This is a genomic window from Paraburkholderia lebeckiae, assembly GCF_050436225.1.
Classification (GTDB): domain Bacteria; phylum Pseudomonadota; class Gammaproteobacteria; order Burkholderiales; family Burkholderiaceae; genus Paraburkholderia; species Paraburkholderia tuberum.
Map to the genome: position 1 here is coordinate 3742840 of NZ_JBNDLU010000002.1, position 21718 is coordinate 3764557.

At 64.6% G+C, this 21718-nt stretch carries 22 protein-coding genes; 14 read left to right on the forward strand and 8 right to left on the reverse strand.

Translation table 11 applies throughout. The features are described 5' to 3' along the window. The first annotated feature begins 272 nt into the window (after positions 1–272). From dksA to hslU, 3 genes are all read left to right on the forward strand, one after another. On the forward strand, positions 273–692 hold the full coding sequence (dksA, locus tag OKW45_RS31850; RefSeq protein ID WP_008923580.1) for an RNA polymerase-binding protein DksA: 420 nt from the start codon (positions 273–275) through the stop codon (positions 690–692). A gap of 339 nt (positions 693–1031) precedes the next feature. Next, complete coding sequence (gene hslV / locus OKW45_RS31855) at positions 1032–1568, forward strand: ATP-dependent protease subunit HslV (RefSeq protein ID WP_018419104.1); 537 nt, start codon at positions 1032–1034, stop codon at positions 1566–1568. A 10-nt stretch (positions 1569–1578) separates the two neighbouring features. After that, entirely contained in the window at positions 1579–2925 is a 1347-nt protein-coding gene (hslU, locus tag OKW45_RS31860; protein WP_018419103.1) for an ATP-dependent protease ATPase subunit HslU, read from the forward strand. A 134-nt stretch (positions 2926–3059) separates the two neighbouring features. Here the strand turns inward: hslU and OKW45_RS31865 are convergent, their stop codons facing one another. Both OKW45_RS31865 and OKW45_RS31870 read right to left on the reverse strand, forming a co-directional pair. Then, positions 3060–3602 (reverse strand): response regulator transcription factor, encoded by a 543-nt coding sequence (locus OKW45_RS31865; RefSeq protein WP_018419102.1) that lies wholly within the window; start codon positions 3600–3602, stop codon positions 3060–3062. Beyond that, a complete protein-coding gene (locus OKW45_RS31870; RefSeq protein WP_429472933.1) occupies positions 3599–4909 on the reverse strand; it encodes an ATP-binding protein in 1311 nt (436 codons plus the stop codon). The genes OKW45_RS31865 and OKW45_RS31870 overlap by 4 nt, the downstream gene beginning before the upstream one ends. A gap of 53 nt (positions 4910–4962) precedes the next feature. On the opposite strand from OKW45_RS31870, the gene OKW45_RS31875 reads away from it, so the two are divergent. Further along, on the forward strand, positions 4963–5283 hold the full coding sequence (locus OKW45_RS31875; protein WP_429472934.1) for a hypothetical protein: 321 nt from the start codon (positions 4963–4965) through the stop codon (positions 5281–5283). 22 nt (positions 5284–5305) lie between these two features. On the opposite strand, the gene OKW45_RS31880 is transcribed toward OKW45_RS31875, so the two are convergent. Further along, positions 5306–5530 carry a cysteine-rich CWC family protein gene (locus OKW45_RS31880; protein ID WP_084754011.1) on the reverse strand — a complete coding sequence of 75 codons (225 nt, stop codon included), beginning with the start codon at positions 5528–5530 and terminating at the stop codon, positions 5306–5308. Between the two features lie 263 nt (positions 5531–5793). On the opposite strand from OKW45_RS31880, the gene argB reads away from it, so the two are divergent. The 7 genes from argB (at position 5794) to OKW45_RS31915 (ending at position 13146) form a co-directional block, all read left to right on the forward strand. Beyond that, positions 5794–6693: an acetylglutamate kinase gene (argB, locus tag OKW45_RS31885; RefSeq protein ID WP_018419098.1), complete on the forward strand. Its 900-nt coding sequence runs from the start codon at positions 5794–5796 to the stop codon at positions 6691–6693. A gap of 157 nt (positions 6694–6850) precedes the next feature. After that, entirely contained in the window at positions 6851–7606 is a 756-nt protein-coding gene (locus tag OKW45_RS31890; protein ID WP_429472935.1) for a pyrimidine 5'-nucleotidase, read from the forward strand. A 53-nt stretch (positions 7607–7659) separates the two neighbouring features. Beyond that, positions 7660–8370 carry a nucleoid occlusion factor SlmA gene (gene slmA, locus OKW45_RS31895; protein WP_018419096.1) on the forward strand — a complete coding sequence of 237 codons (711 nt, stop codon included), beginning with the start codon at positions 7660–7662 and terminating at the stop codon, positions 8368–8370. Between the two features lie 321 nt (positions 8371–8691). Then, positions 8692–9837 carry a homoserine O-succinyltransferase MetX gene (gene metX, locus OKW45_RS31900; RefSeq protein ID WP_429472936.1) on the forward strand — a complete coding sequence of 382 codons (1146 nt, stop codon included), beginning with the start codon at positions 8692–8694 and terminating at the stop codon, positions 9835–9837. Further along, a complete protein-coding gene (gene metW, locus OKW45_RS31905; RefSeq protein ID WP_429472937.1) occupies positions 9834–10442 on the forward strand; it encodes a methionine biosynthesis protein MetW in 609 nt (202 codons plus the stop codon). The genes metX and metW overlap by 4 nt, the downstream gene beginning before the upstream one ends. Positions 10443–10456: 14 nt before the next feature. Next, positions 10457–11851 carry an AmpG family muropeptide MFS transporter gene (locus tag OKW45_RS31910; protein ID WP_018419093.1) on the forward strand — a complete coding sequence of 465 codons (1395 nt, stop codon included), beginning with the start codon at positions 10457–10459 and terminating at the stop codon, positions 11849–11851. Beyond that, complete coding sequence (locus OKW45_RS31915) at positions 11833–13146, forward strand: M48 family metallopeptidase (RefSeq protein WP_018419092.1); 1314 nt, start codon at positions 11833–11835, stop codon at positions 13144–13146. The genes OKW45_RS31910 and OKW45_RS31915 overlap by 19 nt, the downstream gene beginning before the upstream one ends. 59 nt (positions 13147–13205) lie before the next feature. Here the strand turns inward: OKW45_RS31915 and OKW45_RS31920 are convergent, their stop codons facing one another. The 5 genes from OKW45_RS31920 to gatC form a co-directional block, all read right to left on the reverse strand. Beyond that, positions 13206–13985, reverse strand: a complete 780-nt coding sequence (locus OKW45_RS31920) for an exodeoxyribonuclease III (RefSeq protein ID WP_018419091.1) — start codon at positions 13983–13985, stop codon at positions 13206–13208. A 52-nt stretch (positions 13986–14037) separates the two neighbouring features. After that, positions 14038–14877 carry a PPK2 family polyphosphate kinase gene (locus OKW45_RS31925; protein WP_018419090.1) on the reverse strand — a complete coding sequence of 280 codons (840 nt, stop codon included), beginning with the start codon at positions 14875–14877 and terminating at the stop codon, positions 14038–14040. Positions 14878–15019: 142 nt separating this feature from the next. Next, complete coding sequence (gatB, locus tag OKW45_RS31930; protein WP_429472938.1) at positions 15020–16495, reverse strand: Asp-tRNA(Asn)/Glu-tRNA(Gln) amidotransferase subunit GatB; 1476 nt, start codon at positions 16493–16495, stop codon at positions 15020–15022. A gap of 5 nt (positions 16496–16500) precedes the next feature. Beyond that, positions 16501–17988: an Asp-tRNA(Asn)/Glu-tRNA(Gln) amidotransferase subunit GatA gene (gene gatA / locus OKW45_RS31935; RefSeq protein WP_429472939.1), complete on the reverse strand. Its 1488-nt coding sequence runs from the start codon at positions 17986–17988 to the stop codon at positions 16501–16503. Positions 17989–18144: 156 nt separating this feature from the next. Continuing rightward, positions 18145–18444, reverse strand: a complete 300-nt coding sequence (gene gatC / locus OKW45_RS31940; protein ID WP_018419087.1) for an Asp-tRNA(Asn)/Glu-tRNA(Gln) amidotransferase subunit GatC — start codon at positions 18442–18444, stop codon at positions 18145–18147. Between the two features lie 373 nt (positions 18445–18817). On the opposite strand from gatC, the gene OKW45_RS31945 reads away from it, so the two are divergent. The 3 genes from OKW45_RS31945 (at position 18818) to mreD (ending at position 21661) form a co-directional block, all read left to right on the forward strand. Continuing rightward, positions 18818–19861, forward strand: coding sequence for a rod shape-determining protein (locus OKW45_RS31945; RefSeq protein WP_004189550.1), 1044 nt, complete (start codon positions 18818–18820; stop codon positions 19859–19861). Between the two features lie 154 nt (positions 19862–20015). Further along, complete coding sequence (gene mreC / locus OKW45_RS31950) at positions 20016–21152, forward strand: rod shape-determining protein MreC (RefSeq protein ID WP_429472940.1); 1137 nt, start codon at positions 20016–20018, stop codon at positions 21150–21152. Continuing rightward, positions 21149–21661 carry a rod shape-determining protein MreD gene (mreD, locus tag OKW45_RS31955; RefSeq protein WP_018419085.1) on the forward strand — a complete coding sequence of 171 codons (513 nt, stop codon included), beginning with the start codon at positions 21149–21151 and terminating at the stop codon, positions 21659–21661. The genes mreC and mreD overlap by 4 nt, the downstream gene beginning before the upstream one ends. Positions 21662–21718: the final 57 nt, after the last annotated feature.

Genomic DNA, 21718 nt, shown 5'->3' on the forward strand with positions numbered 1-21718 from the left:
GACCCGCCGAAAACGCCGGCGGGCACGGCCTGAAAGGGCACGCGCTCGTCGGCGAGCGATGCCTCAGGAGCATGTGTGAATCGGTTTCCAGAGGAGTTCGGCCCCGCAGCGGCGTAGCTAGCAACGCCCGGTGTGTGGGCGCCAGGCGCTTCGGCGTCACGACAGTCCAACGTTCGTGGCCACCCTGCGCTGCGCGTCCGCGCGACGCGTTTGCGGGCAATACGAAAGTGCGGGCACTATGAGTTTTGCCTCACATTGAAGAAGTAAGCCAGATGACGACGAAACGACTCTTGACCGAAGCCGAAATCCTGAAGATGAGCGACAAGGATTACATGAATGAGGATCAGCTCGCCTTCTTCAAGAACAGGCTCGAACAGTTGCAGGCGGACATTCTCCGCAATGCCGGCCAGACGACCGAGAACCTGCGCGAAACGGTCATCGTGCCGGACCCGGCCGATCGCGCCACGATCGAGGAAGAGCATGCGCTCGAACTGCGCACGCGCGACCGCGAACGCAAGCTGCTGAAGAAGGTGCAGCAATCGATCGCGCGAATCGAGGCGGGCGACTATGGCTGGTGCGAGGAAACCGGCGAGCCGATCGGCATTCCGCGTCTGCTCGCGCGGCCCACGGCTACGCTGTCGCTCGAAGCCCAGGAGCGCCGCGAACTGCGCCAAAAGCTGTTCGGCGACTGATTATCTGCGGCGCGGCTTCGGCTTGGCGCCCTGAAAACGCTGCTTCGTCGAGAGGCGCACGGTGAACCGTGCGCCTTTTCTTTTTGCGCGACATCCGCGCATGCTCCGCCATCCGTCCCGCCCCGCCGTCCCTTCCCGCCTCGTTTCTCAGGCTCCCTGAGCGGATTCTCAGTTTTTCGTCCTAGGCCTTCCGGCGGATCTTGATATGACCGCGCGCGCCCTAAAATAGATCGGACATGCGCTCATGAGCGCGCCAGCCGGCGCGCCGTCCGCTGACTGGATTCATGCGGTAGCACACAGCGCTGCCGCGTCCTACCTGTTTTGCAAAGAGGAACGCATATGGAGCAATTTCACGGCACGACGATCGTTTCCGTGCGCCGGGGCAACACGGTGGCGCTCGGCGGCGACGGCCAGGTCACGCTCGGCAACATCGTCATGAAAGGCGGCGCGAAGAAGGTCCGGCGCATCTACAACGGCAAGGTGCTAGTCGGCTTCGCCGGCGGCACGGCGGATGCCTTCTCGCTGCTCGACCGCTTCGAGGCGAAGCTGGAAAAACATCAGGGCAATCTGACGCGGGCGGCCGTGGAGCTCGCGAAAGACTGGCGCACCGACCGCATGCTGCGTCGTCTCGAGGCGATGCTGATCGCCGCGGACGCGACCACCACGCTCGTCATCACCGGCAACGGCGACGTGCTCGATCCCGAAGGCGGCATCTGTGCGATCGGCTCGGGCGGTGCGTACGCGCAGGCGGCCGCGAAGGCGCTTGCCGACAACACCGAGCTGTCGCCGCGCGACATCGTGGAGAAGTCGCTGGAAATCGCCGGCGACATGTGCATCTACACGAACCATAACCGCGTCATTGAGACGATCGAGTAAGGACCCATCGATGAGCACCATGACCCCCGCCGAGATCGTCTCCGAACTCGACAAACACATCATCGGCCAAGGCCGCGCGAAGAAAGCCGTGGCGGTCGCGCTGCGCAACCGCTGGCGCCGTCAGCAGGTCGACGATCCGCTGCGCCAGGAAATCACGCCGAAGAACATCCTGATGATCGGACCGACCGGCGTCGGCAAGACCGAAATCGCGCGGCGTCTCGCGAAGCTCGCGGACGCGCCGTTCATCAAGATCGAAGCGACCAAGTTCACCGAAGTCGGCTACGTGGGCCGCGACGTCGACAGCATCGTGCGCGACCTGATCGAAATTTCGGTCAAGCAGACCCGCGAAACCGAAATGCGCAAAGTGCGGACCAAGGCCGGCGATCTGGCCGAAGACCGCATCCTCGACATCCTGCTGCCAACCGCACGGCCGGTCGGCTTCGGTTCGAGCTCGAGCTCGACCGACACCGCCGATGAAGGCAGCACGACGCGTCAAACGTTCCGCAAGCGCCTGCGCGAAGGCCAGCTCGACGACAAGGAAATCGAGCTCGACGTCGAGCAGCCGCAGGTCGGCATGGACATCATGGGGCCGCCGGGCATGGAAGACATGACCGAGCAGATCCGCTCGATGTTCGCCAACATCGGCGGCGGCAAGAAGATGCGCCGCAAGATGAAGGTCAAGGAAGCGCTGAAGGTGCTCACCGACGAAGAAGCCGGCAAGATGCTGAACGACGAAGAGGTGAAGAGCAAGGCGGTGCAGAACGTCGAGCAGAACGGCATCGTGTTCCTCGACGAAATCGACAAGATCGCGTCGCGCAACGAAGCGGGCGGCGGTGAAGTGTCCCGTCAGGGCGTGCAGCGGGATCTGCTGCCGCTCGTCGAAGGCACGACGATCAACACCAAGTACGGCATGGTGAAGACCGATCACATCCTGTTCATCGCGAGCGGCGCGTTTCATCTCGCGAAGCCGAGCGACCTGATTCCCGAGCTGCAGGGACGCTTCCCAATTCGCGTCGAGCTCGATTCGCTGTCGGTCAACGACTTCGAATCGATCCTCGTGTCGACGGACGCGAGCCTCGTCAAACAATACCAGGCCCTGCTCGCGACAGAAGACGTGCACCTCGAATTCGCCGACGACGGCATCCGCCGTCTCGCCGAGATCGCGTACTCGGTCAACGAGAAGACCGAGAACATCGGCGCGCGGCGTCTATATACGGTGATTGAAAAACTGCTCGAAGAAGTGTCGTTTTCGGCCGGCAATCATTCGGGCCGTGCAGTGCAGATCGACGCGGCGTATGTCGATCGCGCTTTGAACGAAGTCGCCGAAGACGAGGATCTGTCGCGCTACGTGCTGTGACATGCGCAGTGACAGCGTGAAGCGCTGATGCATGAAAAAACGGGCTGCCTTCGCATGGGCAGCCCGTTTTGTTTTGTGTCGCCCTTCACGCGGCGGCGCCTCGAGCAGCCAGCGCCGCGCCAGACGATCGCCGCCTACTGCTTCACCGGCCGCTTCGCCAACTTGCGCTGCAACGTGCGCCGATGCATGTTCAACGCGCGCGCGGTCGCCGAGATATTGCCGTTGTGTTCTGCGAGCACACGCTGGATATGCTCCCATTCGAGCCGCGCCACCGACAGCGGCTGCGGATGCTCGATCGCTTCCTCGGCCTGCAACGCGCTCGCCTCGCTTTGCAGCGCCGACAGGATCGTCTCGACGTTGGCGGGCTTTGCGAGATAGTTGTCGGCGCCGTCCTTGACCGCCTGCACCGCGGTGGCGATGCTCGCGTAGCCGGTCAGCACGAGCATGCGCGCATCGGGCTGCAGATCGCGTAACGGCGCGACGAGCGTCAGGCCGGAGTCGTTGCCGAGGTGCAGGTCCACGGTGATCTCGCTGAACTTCTGCTGATTCGCGAGCCGGATCGCCTCGTCCGCGTTGTGTGCTTCGCTCACCGTGTAGCCGCGCCGCGTCAAGCCGCGCGCGAGGATGCCGGAGAACACTTCGTCGTCGTCGATCACCAGAAAATTCTTTTCGCTCATGCCTGTCTCTCCGTGTTGGATGGCGCGGCGCCATGTGGGCTCGCTCCGGAAATCTTGCGCGCGGCGAGCGGCAGTCGCAGCACCGCACGCGTGCCGCGCGGCCGTCCGCCGTTGGCGTCGGTCAGCTCGATCGATCCCTTCAGACGCGCCGCCGCCGAAAACGCCAGATACAGGCCGACGCCGTGACCGCCCTGCGTGCTCTCCACCGGCATCGCGCCGAGCGAGCCTCGCAGCGCGGCCGGAATGCCCGCACCGTGGTCGCACACTTCGAACACGATCTGGTCGCCGTGTGGCGCGAGCGCGCAGGACAGTGTCACGTGATCGCGGCTCGCGCGCGCGGCGTTGTCGAGCAGGATCGTCAGTATCTGGCTGACGGCCACCGTGTCGTTGAGACTGACATCGGCGGGCGGTGTGCCAAGCCGCTCGAACTTCACGTGAGGATGGCGCAGGCGCCATTGCCCGGCAAATGATTCGAGCCATTCGTCGACCGGCTGGCGGTTCGTCGTGGTCGTTGCGCGGCTGCGCAACCGCGCGAGCGCCGAGGTGCAGAGCATCATCTGCTGCTCGAGCAGCTCGAGATCGGCGCGGTAGGGGGCGAGTCCCGCGTCGGTCCGCGCCGCGTCGCGCAATTCTTCGGACAACATCGCGATTGTAGACAGAGGGGTGCCGATTTCGTGTGCCACGGTGGCCGCCTGCACGCCGAGCGCGACCGCCCGTTCGTCGTGGAGCAAGCGCTGCTGCGCTTCTCCAAGCGCTGCGTCACGTAGCCGCAGCGCTCGGGACATGCGCGCGACGAACCACGCAATCAGCCCCACGCTGACCATGAAGTTGACCCACATGCCCGAGCGGTAGTAGTCGAACAGGTTGGCGGGATTCTCGAGATTGAGCGGCACGGAATCGAAACTGAGCATCGCGTAGCAGGCGACCGCGAACGCCGCGAGCCATGCCATCAGATACCACGGCAGCACGGCCGCCGCGATCGCAAGCGATGGCAGATACAGCGACACGAACGGGTTGGTGGTGCCGCCGGACAGGAACAGCAGCGCCGACAACGCCCCGAGATCGACCCAGATCTGCCCGAACAGCTCGAGGTTGGACTCGGGACGCTGCTGCGACACGCGCCACCACGTGAGCGCGTTGAACAGCACTTCGAGCCCGATCACGAGCAGCATCGCGGGCAACGGCAGATTGGCGCCGATGAAGACCTGCACGAACGCGATCGTCAGCAGCTGACCGATGATCGCGAGGCTGCGCAGCCAGAACAGATGACCGAGATTGACGCGGCCGGTGTTGGTTATACGGTGCATGACCCTAGTCTACCCGTTAGCCGCCGCGGCCTGAGCCAGTGGCGCCACGGCAGATGAAGCCCGTTGCTTCGCCGCCGCGGCCAAACTGCACCCGCTCGACGACGCCTCGCTCGACGCGCTCATCGCCGCATTGCTCGCGCAGCAGCGCCCTGCCGGAGGCGCTCGAACTCGCCGCCATTATTGCCCCACTCGACCCGGGAAACGCCGTCGCACAATTCCGCGCCGGCTACACGCTCCAGATGGCCAGCCGGCACGCCGACGCGATCGCCCCGGATCGGCAGCCGCGGTTCGGCGAATGGGAGCCGGCGCTGGAAGAGATTGCGCGCGATCTGCGGGCTGGTGGCGCAGCATCGCCGCGCGTCGGCGGTTTCTGATCGCCCCGGACAAACCGGACCATCACGGCCGCTCATGCTCACTCGCCTCGTGTGTCGCCTGTGCAATCTCCGCGGCAAGACACTCCGGGCACAGACACCGGCCGCCTGGCTTTAACCGCTCGACCGATAGCGGCGGCAGCGCGCGGCACCAGCAGTTGGACGGCTCGGTCTGCATGCCGCAGTCGAAAGCATTGCCGCAGCGCGGACAGCGTGCGCTGCGTTCGGAGCGGGGGGAAGACGATTTCATCGCAGGTCGGCGCACAGAACCGGGGACATTGATCAAGCCATGATGCCATGACTGACACGCTCAGGTGCAGTCGTCCGTTCGGCCAATGCACAGCCGTCATGCAAGTGCGTTACGCTTGCTGTTCGCCGCCCCGCGGCCCGTTATGGTGCGGTACGCCAAGCCTGCACCGCCGTCGCTCGCGCCGCGGCCGAAAACCCTGTTGCAGCGCGCCAGTCCTGTACAATTCGCGCTGTTTTAACTGTTCCGTGCCTGAGCCTGCCGCCATGTCCGAGCTTCCCGACCTCTCGCAGATTGCGCCCACCCTGAAAGCCGAAATTCTGGCCGAGGCGCTGCCTTACATCCGTCAGTATCACGGTAAGACCGTGGTCATCAAATACGGCGGCAACGCCATGACCGAAGAACGTCTGAAGCAGGGCTTCGCGCGCGACGTGATTCTGCTGAAGCTGGTCGGCATCAACCCGGTCATCGTGCATGGCGGCGGTCCGCAAATCGACCAGGCGCTTAAGAAAATCGGCAAACAGGGCACGTTCATCCAGGGCATGCGCGTCACCGACGAAGAGACGATGGAAGTCGTCGAATGGGTGCTCGGGGGCGAGGTGCAGCAGGACATCGTGATGCTGATCAACCATTTCGGCGGCCACGCGGTCGGCCTGACCGGCAAGGATGGCGGCCTGATCCACGCGCGCAAGATGCTGATGCCGGATCGCGAAACTCCGGGCCAGTACGTCGACATCGGCCAGGTCGGCGAAGTCGAGTCGATCAACCCAGCGGTCGTGAAGGCGTTGCAGGACGACGCGTTCATTCCGGTGATCTCGCCGATCGGCTTCGGCGAAGACGGCCTGTCGTACAACATTAACGCGGATCTCGTCGCAGGCAAGCTGGCGGTCGTGCTGAACGCCGAAAAGCTCGTGATGATGACCAACATCCCCGGCGTGATGGACAAGGAAGGCAATCTGCTGACCGACCTGTCGGCGCGCGAAATCGACGGTCTGTTCGAAGACGGCACCATCTCCGGCGGCATGCTGCCGAAGATCTCCTCCGCGCTCGATGCGGCGAAGAGCGGCGTGCGCTCGGTGCACATCATCGACGGCCGCATCGAGCACTCGGTGCTGCTCGAAATTCTGACCGAACAGCCGTTCGGCACGATGATCCGCTCGCATTGATCGTTGCGGCATCCCCGGCGCAGGGGTTGCGTCCGAGCGGCGCGACGCCTGTGCCCCGCCTCGCGGCCGGCAGTCCATGCGCGCCCACGAGCGTTGATGCGGCAATCTCTGCGCATCCGCAGCATGAAACGTCCGTCAGGGACTGAAGAAATCCACCATGCGCACCCCCACTTCGCGTCGCCGCCGTCCTGACCTCGCGGGCGGCAAGCCCGTCTGGCTGTTCGATCTAGACAATACGCTGCACCGCGCGTCACATGCCATTTTCCCCGCGATCAATCGCGGCATGACCCAGTACATCATCGACGCGCTGCAAGTCGACATCGACGAAGCCAACCGTCTGCGCACCGGCTACACGCTGCGCTACGGCGCAGCACTGCTTGGTCTCACGCGCCACCATCCGCTCGACGCGCACGACTTCCTGAAGGTCGTGCACACGTTCCCCGACCTCTGCTCGATGATCCGCCACGAGCGCGGCGTTGCGCGTCTGATCGCGGCGCTGCCGGGCCGCAAGATCGTGCTGACCAACGCGCCCGAAACGTACGCGCGCGCGGTGCTCGCCGAGTTGCGCATCGAGCGGCTATTCGAGCGCGTGATCGCGATCGAGCACATGCGCGATCGCCGCCAATGGCGCGCGAAGCCCGATCACGCGATGCTGCGCCGTGCGATGCGCGACGCGCACGTGTCGCTGAAAGACGCGATCCTCGTCGAGGACACGCGTTCGCACCTGAAAAACTATCGACGGCTCGGCATCCGCACCGTGTGGATTACCGGGCACCTGCCGCGCAAGCCGCACGCGGACGGTGTACCGACGCGCCTGCCGGGCACCGGCCGGCCGCATTATGTCGACCGCAGCATTCGTTCGCTAAAATCGCTACGACTGGGCACGCGCTCGGTTCGATGGAAGGGACGCTAGCCGGGACAGTAGGGACGAAAGCCGCCAACGACATCAGCCGGAGGACGACGGCCATGCAGCCGATCGACAAGCCTGACGAAACCTCAGCCGCAGCCTCTTCCGCGGCGCCGGCCGCCACACGCGCGCCGCGTCCGAAGCCGGGCGAGCGTCGCGTGCACATCCTGCAGACGCTTGCCAGCATGCTCGAGGCGCCGAAGAGCGAAAAGGTCACCACGGCCGCGCTCGCCGCCCGGCTCGGTGTGTCGGAAGCCGCGCTGTATCGCCATTTCGCCAGCAAGGCGCAGATGTTCGAAGGGCTGATCGAGTTCATCGAGCAGACGCTGTTCGGTCTCATCAACCAGATCACCGGTCACGAAAACAACGGCGTGCTGCAGGCGCGCGCGATCGCGCTGATGCTGCTCAACTTTCCCGCGAAAAATCCCGGCATGACGCGCGTGCTGACCTGCGAGGCACTGATCGGCGAGCACGAGCGACTCACCGAGCGCGTGAACCAGATGCTCGAACGGGTCGAGGCATCACTAAAGCAGTGCTTGCGGCTCGCGCGGACCGAAGCGCTTGCCCGTGCGGATAACGACGTCACAGGCAACGCCGGCCCGCAGACCGCACCGCAATCCACCGCGTTGCCTGCCGACTACGATCCCGCAATTCGCGCGAGCCTGGTGGTGAGCTACGTGATCGGCCGCTGGCATCGCTATGTGCGCAGCGGTTTCGCGCGGCCGCCCGCCGAACACGCGGACGAGCAACTGCTGCTGATTCTTCAGTAGTCCGCGAGGACTCGCACCCTTCGCGCGGCATCGCCCATGCCGCTGCCGTGCGGAATTTTCCGCTATACTTTGCGCCTGATGTTGCCGCTGCCTTCCGATGCATAACGGACCGCGCCAAGGCATCCCGAAACACGTTGCACCCGGTTTCACACCCATTCACGCGCCGATTTGCTGACTCGATTGCGGGCGCGCGAACCCTTGGCCCTAGGCCCGCGGTTCACTATAAATGCGGCTAAAGAGGTCGTCAGCTGCGCACACCGTCCTTCTCTTCGTGCTTCGCCGACGCCGTTTAGCCGCCCTGTTGACTCAATGGCGGAATGAATGGAATCCATCGGCATCGTCGCTCCCCAAAAAATGCATTTCACCGAGCCGCTGCCATTGCGCAACGGCAGCTCGCTCGCAGGCTACGACCTGATGGTCGAGACCTACGGCACGCTCAATGCCGCGCGCAGCAATGCGGTGCTCGTGTGCCACGCGCTGAACGCATCGCATCACGTGGCGGGCGTGTACGCCGACAATCCGAAGGACATCGGCTGGTGGGACAACATGGTCGGCCCGGGCAAGCCGCTCGATACCGACAGGTTTTTCGTGATCGGCGTGAACAACCTCGGCTCGTGCTTCGGCTCGACCGGGCCGATGAGCATCGACCCCGCGACCGGCAAGCCGTATGGCGCGACCTTTCCGGTCGTCACCGTCGAAGACTGGGTCAACGCTCAGGTGCGCGTCGCCGACGCGTTCGACATCAAGCGCTTCGCCGCCGTGATGGGCGGCAGTCTCGGCGGCATGCAGGCGCTCGCGTGGAGCATGATGTATCCGGAGCGGGTCGCGCATTGCATCGTGATCGCGTCGACGCCGAAGCTGTCCGCGCAGAACATCGCGTTCAACGAGGTCGCGCGCTCGGCGATCCTGTCGGACCCCGACTTCCACGGCGGCAACTACTACGCGCACGGCGTGAAGCCGAAGCGCGGCCTGCGCGTCGCGCGGATGATCGGCCACATCACGTATTTGTCGGACGACGACATGGCCGAAAAATTCGGCCGCTCGCTGCGTCGCGCGGAAGGTGCGCTCGATGACTACAACTTCAACTTCGACGTCGAATTCGAAGTGGAATCGTATCTGCGCTATCAGGGCGACAAGTTCGCCGACTACTTCGACGCGAACACCTACCTGCTGATCACGCGCGCGCTCGACTACTTCGATCCGGCCAAGGCCTTCGACGGCGATCTGACCGCCGCGCTAGCGCACACCACCGCGAAGTATCTGATCGCGAGCTTCTCGACCGACTGGCGTTTCGCGCCTGCTCGCTCGCGCGAACTGGTGAAGGCGCTGCTCGACCACAAGCGCACGGTCACCTACGCGGAGATCGACGCGCCGCATGGCCACGACGCCTTCCTGCTCGACGACGCGCGCTATCACAACCTGCTGCGCGCCTACTACGAACGCATTGCAAACGAGGTCAACGCATGAACCAGCGAGCACTTGATTACCTGGCATCGCGCCCGGACTTCCGCGCGATCGCCCGCTGGGTCGAACCGCGCGCGACCGTGCTCGATCTCGGCTGCGGGGACGGCTCGTTGCTGTCGCTGCTGAATGAAGAACTGGACGTGCAGGGCTACGGCATCGAGATCAACGACGCCGGCGTGCTCGCCGCGACGCAGAAGGGCGTCAACGTGATCCAGCAGAATCTCGAAGACGGCCTGCGCCTGTTCGAAGACGGCAGCTTCGATTTCGCGGTGCTGTCGCAGACGCTGCAGACGATTCATCAGACCGCGGCGATCCTGCGCGAGACGGTGCGCGTCGGCAAGCAATGCATCGTGTCGTTTCCGAATTTCGGCTATTGGGCGCATCGGCTGTCGGTGTTGCAGGGGCGTATGCCGGTGTCGAAGTCGCTGCCTTATCAATGGCACAACACGCCGAACGTGCGTGTGCTGACGATCAAGGACTTCGAAGCGCTCGCGCCGGAAGTCGGCATCGAGATTCTCGATAGCGTCGTGCTGCATGACGGACAGGTGGTGCGTTGGGGCGTGAACTGGCGTGGTAGTCTTGGGGTCTATCGCGTCAAGAAAAGCTAACGTCACTTATCCACATGTCGAACCCGCCGCACGAGGCGCCCGCACTTACCGCTCACGAAGAACATCCCGGCTGGCGCGCGTTTTTGAATACGCGCATGCTGATTTGCGTCTTTCTCGGCTTCACGTCGGGATTGCCGCTGTTTACGCTCGTCTACCTCGTGCAGGCGTGGCTGCGCTCGGAAGGCGTCAATCTGAAGGAAATCGGCCTCTTCGCGCTGATCCAGTTTCCGTACACCTGGAAATTCGTCTGGGCACCGCTGATGGACCGCTACGTACCGCGCGTGCCCGGCTGGCGGCCCGGCAGACGGCGCGGCTGGATGCTCGTCACGCAAGTGCTCGTGGCCGGCGCGATGGCGACGCTCGGTTTCGTGTCGCCACGCGAATCGATCTGGACCGTTGCCGCGCTGACCGCTCTGGTCGCGTTCTTCGGCGCGAGCTCCGACATCGTGATCGACGCGTACCGGCGTGAATTGCTCAGCGACACGCAGCAGGGCCTCGGCAACGCGGTGCACGTGAACGCGTACAAGATCGCGGCGCTCGTGCCCGGTTCGCTCGCGCTGATTTTGTCCGATCATCTGCCGTGGAGCACCGTCTTCATCGTGACGGCCGCGTTCATGCTGCCGGGCGTTCTGATGACGCTGGTGGTGCGCGAGCCCGAGGTGCACGGCGAGCCGCCCAAGAATCTGCGCGAGGCGATCGTCGAGCCGTTCAGAGAATTCATTCAGCGCGACGGCTGGCGCAGCGCACTCTTCGTGCTCGGCTTCATCTTTCTCTACAAGCTCGGCGATACGATGGCGACCACGCTGTCCACGTCATTCTTCCTCGACATCGGTTTTTCGCGCACGCAGATCGGCGTAATCGCCAAGACCACGGCGTTCGGCGCGAGTCTCGCAGGCGGCATCGTCGGCGGGATCTGGCTGATGAAGATCGGCATCGGCCGCGGCTTGTGGATCTTCGGTTTGCTGCAGATGGTGTCGACGCTCGGCTTCGCGTGGCTCGCCCATCTCGGCCCGGACTCACCCGGACTTGCCGCGATTTACGACATTGCCGTCGCACTGAGCCAGGGGACGACGAAGCTGCTGTCGTTCGTCGGCATCGACTGGAGCGTGCAGCTCGATCCACGCTCGGTCGCGCTCGCGCTCGTGTACGGCTTCGAGACCTTCGCCACCGGTCTCACGATGGCCGCGTTCACCGCGTATATCGCGAGCACCACCGATCCGCGCTACACCGCGACGCAGTTCGCGCTGTTCACGAGCCTCGCGTCGGTGCCGCGCACGCTCGCGTCGGCGGCGAGCGGCTATGTGGTCGCGCGGATGGGCTGGTTCGACTACTTCATCCTCTGCACCGCGCTGGCGGTGCCCGGCATGCTGCTGCTGGTGCGTATCGCGCCGTGGAGGGACCGGTCGTGAAGGTACCGATTCCGACCCGCGCGCGCCGCACCGCACTCGGCGCCGTAAGCGTCCTCGGTTGCGCAAGCGTCGCGCTGGCGATGCCGGCGGGCGCATATGCGGCCGGCACGCCGACTGGCGCGAGCCCGGTGAGCGGCGCACAAGCGCCCGCGCCGCCCGCCGCCGCCGCGACCACCAGCGGTGCGACGCCCAACCCGGCCCCGATGCCTGCGGCCAGGTCCGCGACCAGCGGCGCCAGCGCCGCGGAAAACGCGACTTCGGCTGCAGCCGGCAACAGCGGCAACAACAGCGCCGGCGGTGCCAATCCTGGCGCGAATAACAGCACCGGTGCCAACGCCGGTGCCCCGAGCACGCCCAGCGCTAGCGGTAGCGCTCCGGGCGCCGCCACCTCCGGCTCCGCGCTGCAGCCCGCGCAACCGCCCGCCACCGCCAAAGCGCCCGCCGCGGCATCGGCTCCCGCGGCCGTCCCGCCGCCCTACTACGTGAGCCCGCAACTGCGCTACGGCGGCTACATAGTGTTCCGCAACCTGATCCCGTCGTCGATGCTCGAGGCGCAGGCCGCCGAGGAGTTCAGCCAGATCGTCTACGGCGCCAGCCACGCGAACCGCCTGTACGGCGAGACGGACGCGCGCGTGACGCGCGTGCGCTCGATCATCGACCGGATGATTCCGTACTCGTTGAAGTGGAACGAGCGAGCCAAGCTCTGGAAGTGGGAAGTCGCGGTGGTGCGCTCGAACGACATCCGCATGTACTGCCTGCCGGGCGGCAAGATCGTTGTCTATAGCGGGATTCTCGATCGCGTCCGCCTGAACGACAACGAGGTCGGCATGCTGATCGGCCATGAGATCGCGCACGCGTTGCGCGAGCACGCGCGCATGCGGCTCGGTCAGTTGCAGGCGAGCCAGCTCGATTCGTCGGGCACGATCCCGCAACTGTTCGGCCTCGCCGATCTGGGCATGGCGCCGCTCGGCATCGGTTCGCGTCTGCTGGAAATGAAGTACGAGAGCACCGACGAAACCGAAGCCGACGTGATTGGCAGCGATATCGCGTCGCGCGCCGGCTTCGATCCGCGCGCGGCGGTCACGCTGTGGGATAAGCTCGCGCAGGCGACGCGCGGCAATCGCGAGCAGGGCTTCATCTACGTGCACCCGTACACACCGGCGCGCCGCGACGACATCATCAAGCGGCTGCCGGACATGCTGCCGCTGTACGCGAAGGCAATCGGCAAGAGCGTCGACGAGTTGCCCGATTATTCAGGCATCGGCAGGCCGACCCGCAAGCCGGCGCGCGACTGATACCTCGGTTCTACGACTGCTGGCGGGCCACGGTGCTGCACGCGCCGCGGCCGGTGGGCTTACTTTCCGACCTGATGGTCGTAGTCGACGGTCAGCGGCGCATGGTCGCTGAACTTGATATCGCGGAACACGTCGGTGCGCTTCGCCTTGCTTGCGATGCCCAGCGTCGCGATCTGGTAATCGATCCGCCACCCGACGTTCTTCGCATACGCCTGACCGCGATTGCTCCACCACGTGTACTGCTCGGGCCGCTGGTCGAGCGTGCGGAACACGTCCACATAACCGACGTCGTCGAACAGTTTGTCGAGCCATGCGCGCTCTTCGGGCAGGCAGCCCGAATTCTTCTGGTTGCTCTTCCAGTTCTTGATGTCGATTTCCTTGTGCACGATGTTCACGTCGCCGCACACGATCACCTCGCGCTCCTTCGCCAGCTCGGCGAGATGCGGCATGAACTCGTCCATGAAACGGAACTTGGCCTGCTGGCGCTCGTCGCCGCTCGACCCCGACGGCACATACACCGAGACCACCGACAGCTTGCCGAAACGCAGCTCGACATAGCGCCCTTCCGGGTCGAACTCCTCGCTGCCGAAGCCGATGACCACTTCGTCCGGCTCATGACGCGTATAGACGCCCGCGCCGCTATAACCCTTTTTTACCGCATGCTGGAAATAGCCGGTGAAATCATGCGGCGCCATGAACTCCGGCGTCATGTCATCCTGCGAGCATTTGATTTCCTGCACGCAAAGCACGTCGGCGCCCTGTTCGCCGAACCAGTCGAAAAAGCCCTTCTTCGCCGCCGAGCGGATGCCGTTGAGGTTGGCGGTAATCACACGCAACATGTCTTTCCTCTTTTGTTCGATTCGTTTCTGAAGCCAAGGGGCAAAGCCGCGTTCACTCGACCTTGATTCCCTTCAGCGATTCTTTGGCCGGCGGATATTCGAGCTTCAGCGCGTCGAGCGTGCGCAGCAGCAGTTCGGCTACCATCACGTTGCGATGCGTCTTCGAGTCGGCCGGAATCACGTACCACGGCGCGTATTCGGTCGACGTCGCGGCCAGTGTCTCGCGATACGCGGACTGATATGCGTCCCACTGCTTGCGCGCATCGAGATCCGACACGTCGAATTTCCAGTGCTTCAGCGGATCGTCGATGCGCTCCTGCAAACGCACACGCTGCTCGTCCCTTGAAATGTGCAGCATGCACTTGAGGATCGTCGCGCCGCTGTCGGCGAGCATCTCCTCGAACTGACGGATGTGGCGGCACCGCTGCTGGAACGCCGCGGCGTCGAGCGCGCCCAGCACGGTCGGCACGAGCAGGTCTTCGTAGTGACTGCGGTTGAAGATCGTCAGCTCGCCGGCCGCGGGTGCCTGCGAATGCACGCGCCACAGGAAATCGTGCGCGAGTTCGACGGGCGTCGGCGCCTTGAACGGCACGATGCGCAAGCCGAGCGGGTCGACTTCGTGAAATACCGCGCGGATCGTGCCGTCCTTGCCGCTCGTGTCCATGCCTTGCAGCACTAGCAGAACGCGGCGCTTGCGCTGCGCGTGCAGCCGCTCCTGCAGGTTGTCGAGCAGCAGGCCTACTTCCGACAGACGCGCGCGGTCCGCGTCTTTCGAGCCGCTCGAAAACGGCTTCGCCTTCGGGTCGAAGTGGTCGAGCGAGAAGTGGTTTTTTTTCTTGCCGTCGTCGAAGTACGGCACGCGGAAATCGTCGAGATCGGGTTGCTTTGTCATGCATACACTCCAAGGGCTACGCTTACCTACGCTTAACCGGCTGAAGCGAGTCCGCAAAATAAAACGGGCCGTTGCCCTGCTTCGATCCGGCAACGGCCCGTGGTGATACGGGCGCGATTACGCCCGGCCGCGGCACTTCAACTCAGGACAACTTCTTCTTGAGCAATTCATTGACCTGAGCAGGGTTGGCCTTACCCTTGGTTGCTTTCATCGCCTGGCCGATCAGTGCGTTGAACGCCTTTTCCTTGCCGGCGCGATATTCGTCGACCGACTTCTGGTTCGCGGCGAGCACTTCGTCGATGATCGTTTCGAGCGCGCCGATGTCCGAAATCTGCATCAAGCCTTTCGCCTCGATGATGCGATCGGCGGCGGCTTCGTCGGTGGCCTTCTCTTCCCAGATCGCGAGGAAGATTTCCTTCGCGATCTTGTTCGAAATCGTGCCGTCGGCAATACGCTGCAGAACCAGCGCGAGCTGCGCGGCCGATACCGGGCACGCGGCAATGTCGAGGCCTTCGCGGTTGAGCTGCGACGACACTTCACCCATCACCCAGTTCGCCGCGACCTTCGCGTTGGCCGCACCGACCTTGGCGACCACCGCTTCGTAGTAAGCGGCCGTCGCCTTGCTCGAAGTCAGCACGTTCGCGTCGTACGGCGTGAGTCCGTACTGCGACACGAAGCGCCGCTGGATCGCTTCCGGCAGTTCCGGCATCTCGCTCTTCACGCGCTCGACCCACGCGGCGTCGATCACGAGCGGCATCAGGTCGGGGTCGGGGAAATAGCGGTAGTCGTGCGCGTCTTCCTTGCTGCGCATCGAACGCGTTTCGCGCTTGTCCGGATCGTACAGACGCGTTTCCTGCACCACCGTGCCGCCGTCTTCGATCAGTTCGATCTGGCGACGCACTTCGTACTGGATCGCTTCCTCGAGGAAGCGGAACGAGTTCAGGTTCTTGGTCTCGGTGCGCGTGCCGAATTCCTTCTGGCCGACCGGACGCACCGACACGTTTGCGTCGCAGCGGAACGAGCCTTCCTGCATGTTGCCGTCGCAGATGCCAAGCCACACGACGAGCGTGTGCAGCGACTTCGCGTAGGCAACGGCCTCGGCCGCGCTGCGCATTTCCGGCTCGGTGACGATTTCGAGCAGCGGCGTGCCGGCGCGATTCAGGTCGATGCCGGTCATGCCCGCGAAGTCTTCGTGCAGCGACTTGCCCGCGTCTTCCTCGAGGTGGGCGCGCGTCAGGTTGATGGTTTTCTCGTACGCTTCCTTGCCCGCCTTTTCATTGGCCGGCACCTGGATCGTCACCTGACCGCCCTGCACGACGGGAATTTCATACTGGCTGATCTGGTAGCCCTTCGGCAGGTCGGGGTAGAAATAATTCTTGCGCGCGAAGATGCTGCGCGGCGCCACCGTTGCGCCGATCGCGAGGCCGAACTGAATGGCGCGTTCGACGGCGCCGCGGTTCATCACCGGCAGCGTGCCGGGCAAGGCCAGATCGACGGGGCTGGCCTGCGTGTTCGGCGCGGCGCCGAATTGCGTCGCGGTGCCCGAGAAGATTTTCGAATGCGTCGACAACTGCGTGTGGGTCTCCAGACCGATCACGACTTCCCATTGTTTGGTCATGGTGCTCACACTCCTGCCGGTTCCTGGCGGTGCCAATCGGTCGCGCGCTGGAACGCGTCGGCCACCTGCAGCATCCGGGCTTCATTGAAATAGTTGCCGATGATCTGCAGACCGACCGGACGCTGCGCGTTCGCGCCCGCGCCGAAACCGCACGGCACGCTCATGCCCGGCAGGCCGGCGAGGCTCACCGACAGCGTGTAGATGTCGGCCAGATACATCTGCACCGGATCGTCGCCCTTCGCGCCGATGTCCCACGCCACCGACGGCGCGACCGGCCCCATGATCACGTCGCACTGCTTGAACGCTTGCTGGAAGTCCTGCGCGATGATGCGGCGGATCTTCTGTGCCTGCAGGTAGTACGCGTCGTAGTAGCCGTGCGACAGCACGTAGGTGCCGACCAGAATGCGGCGCTTCACCTCCGGGCCGAAGCCTTCGGCGCGCGACTTCTTGTACATGTCGAGCAGATCGCGGTACTCGGCCGCGCGATGGCCGAAGCGCACGCCGTCGAAACGCGAAAGGTTCGACGAGGCTTCCGCCGGCGCGATCACGTAATAGACCGGGATCGACAGTTCGGTTTTGGGCAGCGAAACCTCGACGAGCGTCGCGCCGAGCGCTTCGTACTGCTTCAACGCGGCGTCGATCGACGCGCGCACGTCGTCGGCGAGACCGGCGCCGAAGTACTCCTTCGGCAGACCGATGCGCAGACCGGCGAGCGGCTTGTCCGTGCCGTCGTCCTGCCACGACTTGCCGAGATAGCGCGTGTAGTCCTCGCGCTCGTGCGAGAGGCTCGTCGAGTCGCGCTCGTCGAAGCCGGCCATCGCGTTGAGCAGCGTCGCGCAGTCCGCGGCGCTTTGCGCCATCGGGCCGCCCTGGTCGAGCGACGACGCGAACGCGATCATGCCGTAGCGCGACACCCGGCCGTACGTCGGCTTAATGCCGGTGATGCCCGAGAACGACGCCGGCTGGCGGATCGAGCCGCCGGTGTCGGTGCCGGTCGCGGCGGGCGCGAGACGCGCGGCCACGGCGGCAGCCGAGCCGCCCGACGAACCGCCCGGCACGGCCTTGCGGTCCCACGGATTCTGCACGGCGCCGAAGTACGAATTCTCGTTGGACGAACCCATCGCGAATTCGTCCATGTTGGTCTTGCCCACGCACACCATGCCGGCGTTCTGCAGACGCGCGACCACGGTCGCGTCGAACGGGCTTTCGTAGTTCGCGAGCATCTTCGAGCCGGCCGTGGAGCGCCAGCCTTTCGTCACGAACACGTCCTTGTGCGCGATCGGCAGGCCGACCAGCGGGCCCGCGTGGCCGGTGTGCAGCAGCGCGTCGGCGGCTTTCGCCTGCGCGAGCGTCAGTTCCGGATCGACCTGAATGAACGCGTTCAGGCTATTGGCCGCGTCGATCCGCTTCAGGTACAGCTGCGCCAGTTCAACTGCGGAGCATTCCTTGGCCGCGAGCGCGGCGCGCAGTTCGCTCAAACTTTTTTCATGCATTGCGTTTTATCCTGGAAAGCGCGGCAGCGTGGTCACGCCGCCGTGGAGGCGTTCGGTTGCCCGTCGGCAGACCGGCCCGGCAAGGTTCGCGGAGGACGCGCGTCTGGACCACGGAGGCTCGCGCCGACGCCAGACCCGGGGGCTGCCCGGCGGGTCTTATTCGATCACCTTCGGCACGAGGTACAGGCCGTCCTGAACGGCCGGCGCGGGGCGCTGGAAAGCCTCGCGCTCGACCGTCTCCGTGACGGCGTCGTCACGCAGACGCAGCGCGACGTCTTCGATCTGCTCGATCGGGTGGGCAAGCGGCGCGATGCCGGTGGTATCGACCGCCTGCATCTGCTCGACCAGGCCGAAAAAATCATTGAGCTGGGCACGCGTGTGCTCGGCGTCGGCATCGGCCAGTTCGAGCCGCGCGAGATGCGCGATGCGTTTTACATCGGTCAGGGTCAGAGCCATGCAGTCACCGGAAAGGGTGGAATGTCGCAGCAGTTAAAAAAGTCGCGTTTTAACAGCGGGTTACGACAAGATAGGACAATCCAGAAAAAGGAGCGGCAACGACAAAATGTGCGCTCCGTTTCCTTCAAAACATCCAAAATTATAAGGTATGATTACGCGTTCGACCCAAACCCGGACCGACTTACCAAGGCCTTACGGACAATTCCAAGAACGTCCGGCGCTTTCCGCCCTGGCTTTGCAACGGCCTCCGGTAGACTCCCCCGCGGCTTCAAGTTCATGTGGCGTCGCTACCGCCCGGTTGAAGCTGTTATTTTTCCGCTGCCGCCCTACGCATACGGTGCGAGGCCCGGCCCCCAGCGAGACAGGATTTTGAATGTTCGGTTTTTTGCGCAGCTACTTCTCCAACGATCTGGCGATTGACCTCGGCACCGCCAACACCCTTATCTACATGCGCGGCAAGGGCATCGTTCTCGACGAACCGTCGGTCGTGTCGATCCGCCAGGAAGGCGGCCCCAACGGCAAGAAGACCATTCAGGCAGTCGGCAAGGAAGCCAAGCAGATGCTCGGCAAGGTGCCGGGCAACATCGAGGCGATCCGCCCGATGAAAGACGGCGTGATCGCCGACTTCACCGTCACCGAGCAGATGATCAAGCAGTTCATCAAGACTGCTCACGAATCGCGCATGTTCTCGCCGTCGCCTCGCATCATCATCTGCGTGCCGTGCGGTTCGACCCAGGTCGAGCGTCGCGCAATCAAGGAAGCCGCGCACGGCGCGGGCGCCTCGCAGGTGTATCTGATCGAAGAGCCGATGGCTGCCGCGATCGGCGCGGGCCTGCCGGTGTCGGAAGCAACGGGTTCGATGGTCGTCGACATCGGCGGCGGCACGACAGAAGTCGGCGTGATCTCGCTCGGCGGCATCGTGTACAAGGGCTCGGTGCGCGTCGGCGGCGACAAGTTCGACGAAGCGATCGTCAACTACATCCGCCGCAACTACGGCATGCTGATCGGCGAACAGACCGCCGAAGCTATCAAGAAGGAAATCGGCTCCGCGTTCCCGGGCTCCGAAGTCAAGGAAATGGAAGTGAAGGGCCGCAATCTGTCGGAAGGCATTCCGCGCAGCTTCACGATCTCCAGCAACGAAATCCTCGAAGCGCTGACCGATCCGCTGAATCAGATCGTGTCGTCAGTGAAGATCGCACTGGAACAGACGCCGCCGGAACTCGGCGCGGACATCGCTGAGCGCGGCATGATGCTGACCGGCGGTGGCGCCCTGCTGCGCGACCTCGATCGCCTGCTCGCCGAAGAAACCGGCCTGCCGGTGCTCGTCGCCGAAGACCCGCTGACCTGCGTCGTGCGCGGCTCGGGCATGGCGCTCGAACGCATGGACAAGCTTGGCAGCATCTTCTCGTACGAGTAAGCGAGCCTTCCTCCCATGTCAGTAGCGCGGATCTGGCACACGGCCCCTTGCGGGCCGCTTTGTCGTTGGCTGGGCCGACCAGCCTCCGCGCACTGACCGCGCGCGCCTTGCGCGTCGCCGTCTCACCCAACCGCTCACGCCCCCGGCGCCGACCATGGAATACAGTCCGCCGCCCCTGTTCAAGCAAGGCCCCTCCGCTCTGGCCCGACTGGTGTTCTTCGTCGTGCTGGCGCTCGCCCTGCTGATCTCCGATGCCCGCTTCCAGACGCTCGAAATCGTCCGCGGCGTGCTCGGCGCGGGTCTCTATCCTTTGCAGCGCGCAGCGCTCGTGCCACGCGACATCTTCATGGGCGCCGCCGACCTCGCCGTGACGAGCGCCACGCTACGTGACGAGAACGCGAAGCTGCGCGCGAAGGATCTGCGGCTGTCGCAGCAAGCCAATCTGGCCGCGTCGCTCGCCGCCGAAAATGCCCATCTGCGCGCGCTGATGCAACTGTCGCAGAGCCTCACCACGCAATCGCTGCCCGCCGAAATCCAGTACGACACGCGCGATCCGTTCACGCAGAAGGTCGTGATCGGACGCGGCGCGCAGCAAGGCATCCAGAACGGCTCGCCGGTCGTCGACGAAGATGGCGTGATCGGCCAGGTCACACGGGTGTTCCCGCTTCAGGCCGAAGTCACGCTGCTGACGGACAAGGACCAGGCGGTGCCGGTCGAAATTCTGCGCACCGGCTTGCGCAGCGTGATCTACGGTACGCCAAAGGGCGACACGCTCGATCTGCGTTTCGTGCCGATCAGCGCCGACGTCCAGACCGGCGACGAGCTCGTCACGAGCGGCCTCGACGGCGTGTATCCGCCGGGGCTGCCGGTCGCGAAGGTCGTGCGCGTCGACAAGCAGGCCGACACCGCGTTTGCGCGCGTGGTCAGTCTGCCGGTCGCCGCGGTGCGCGGTGCGCGTCAGGTGCTCGTGCTGCACGTCCAGAACAACGCGCCGCCGCGCCCGGCGGACGAACCCGACGCGGCAACCGTCGCAAAGGAAGCGAAAGCGAAGAAGGGCGCCAAAGCAGGGGACAGCAAGGGCGCGGCGGACAAATCCGCCGCCAAGCCAGCCGACAGGAACGCCGCCGACAAAGCGCCGACCGAAAAGCCCGCAGCCAAATCCGTGGAAAAGGCGCCGGGCAAAGCTGCGGCCGACAAGAAGTCCGAAAAGCCCGCAGCCGACCGGAAAGCCGAAAAGCCGGCCGCCGCGAAGAACGTGAAGCCGCAAGCCGAGCCGGGGGCTCAGCCATGAATCGCCCGCAATACATCCTGCAGCCCGTCAACCCGTACTTCATCGCGTTCAGCCTCGCTTCCGCGTTCCTGCTGAACCTGATGCCGTGGGGGCGTCTCGCCGGCGTGCCCGATTTCGTCGCACTCGTGCTGCTGTTCTGGAATGTCCATCAGCCGCGCAAGGTGGGCATGGGCATCGCGTTTCTGCTCGGTCTGCTGATGGACGTGCACAACGCGAGCCTGCTCGGCGAGCACGCGCTCGCCTACACGCTGCTGTCGTACGGCGCGATCACGATTCACCGCCGCGTGCTGTGGATGTCGCTCGGCGTGCAAACGTTCGCGGTGATGCCGCTGCTCGTCGTCGCGCAACTGGTGCCGTTCGTGATCCGGTTGTTGACCGGCGCGGCGTTTCCGGGCTGGAGTTATCTGATCGACGGTTTCGTCGAAGCTGCGCTGTGGCCGGTCGCCAGCATCTTGCTGCTGATGCCGCAGCGCCGCCCCGCCGACCCGGACGATACGCGCCCCATTTGATCCCGCATCTGGCCCACCGGCTGCGGCCCATTTTGGCGCACACTCTTGATGGCCGCA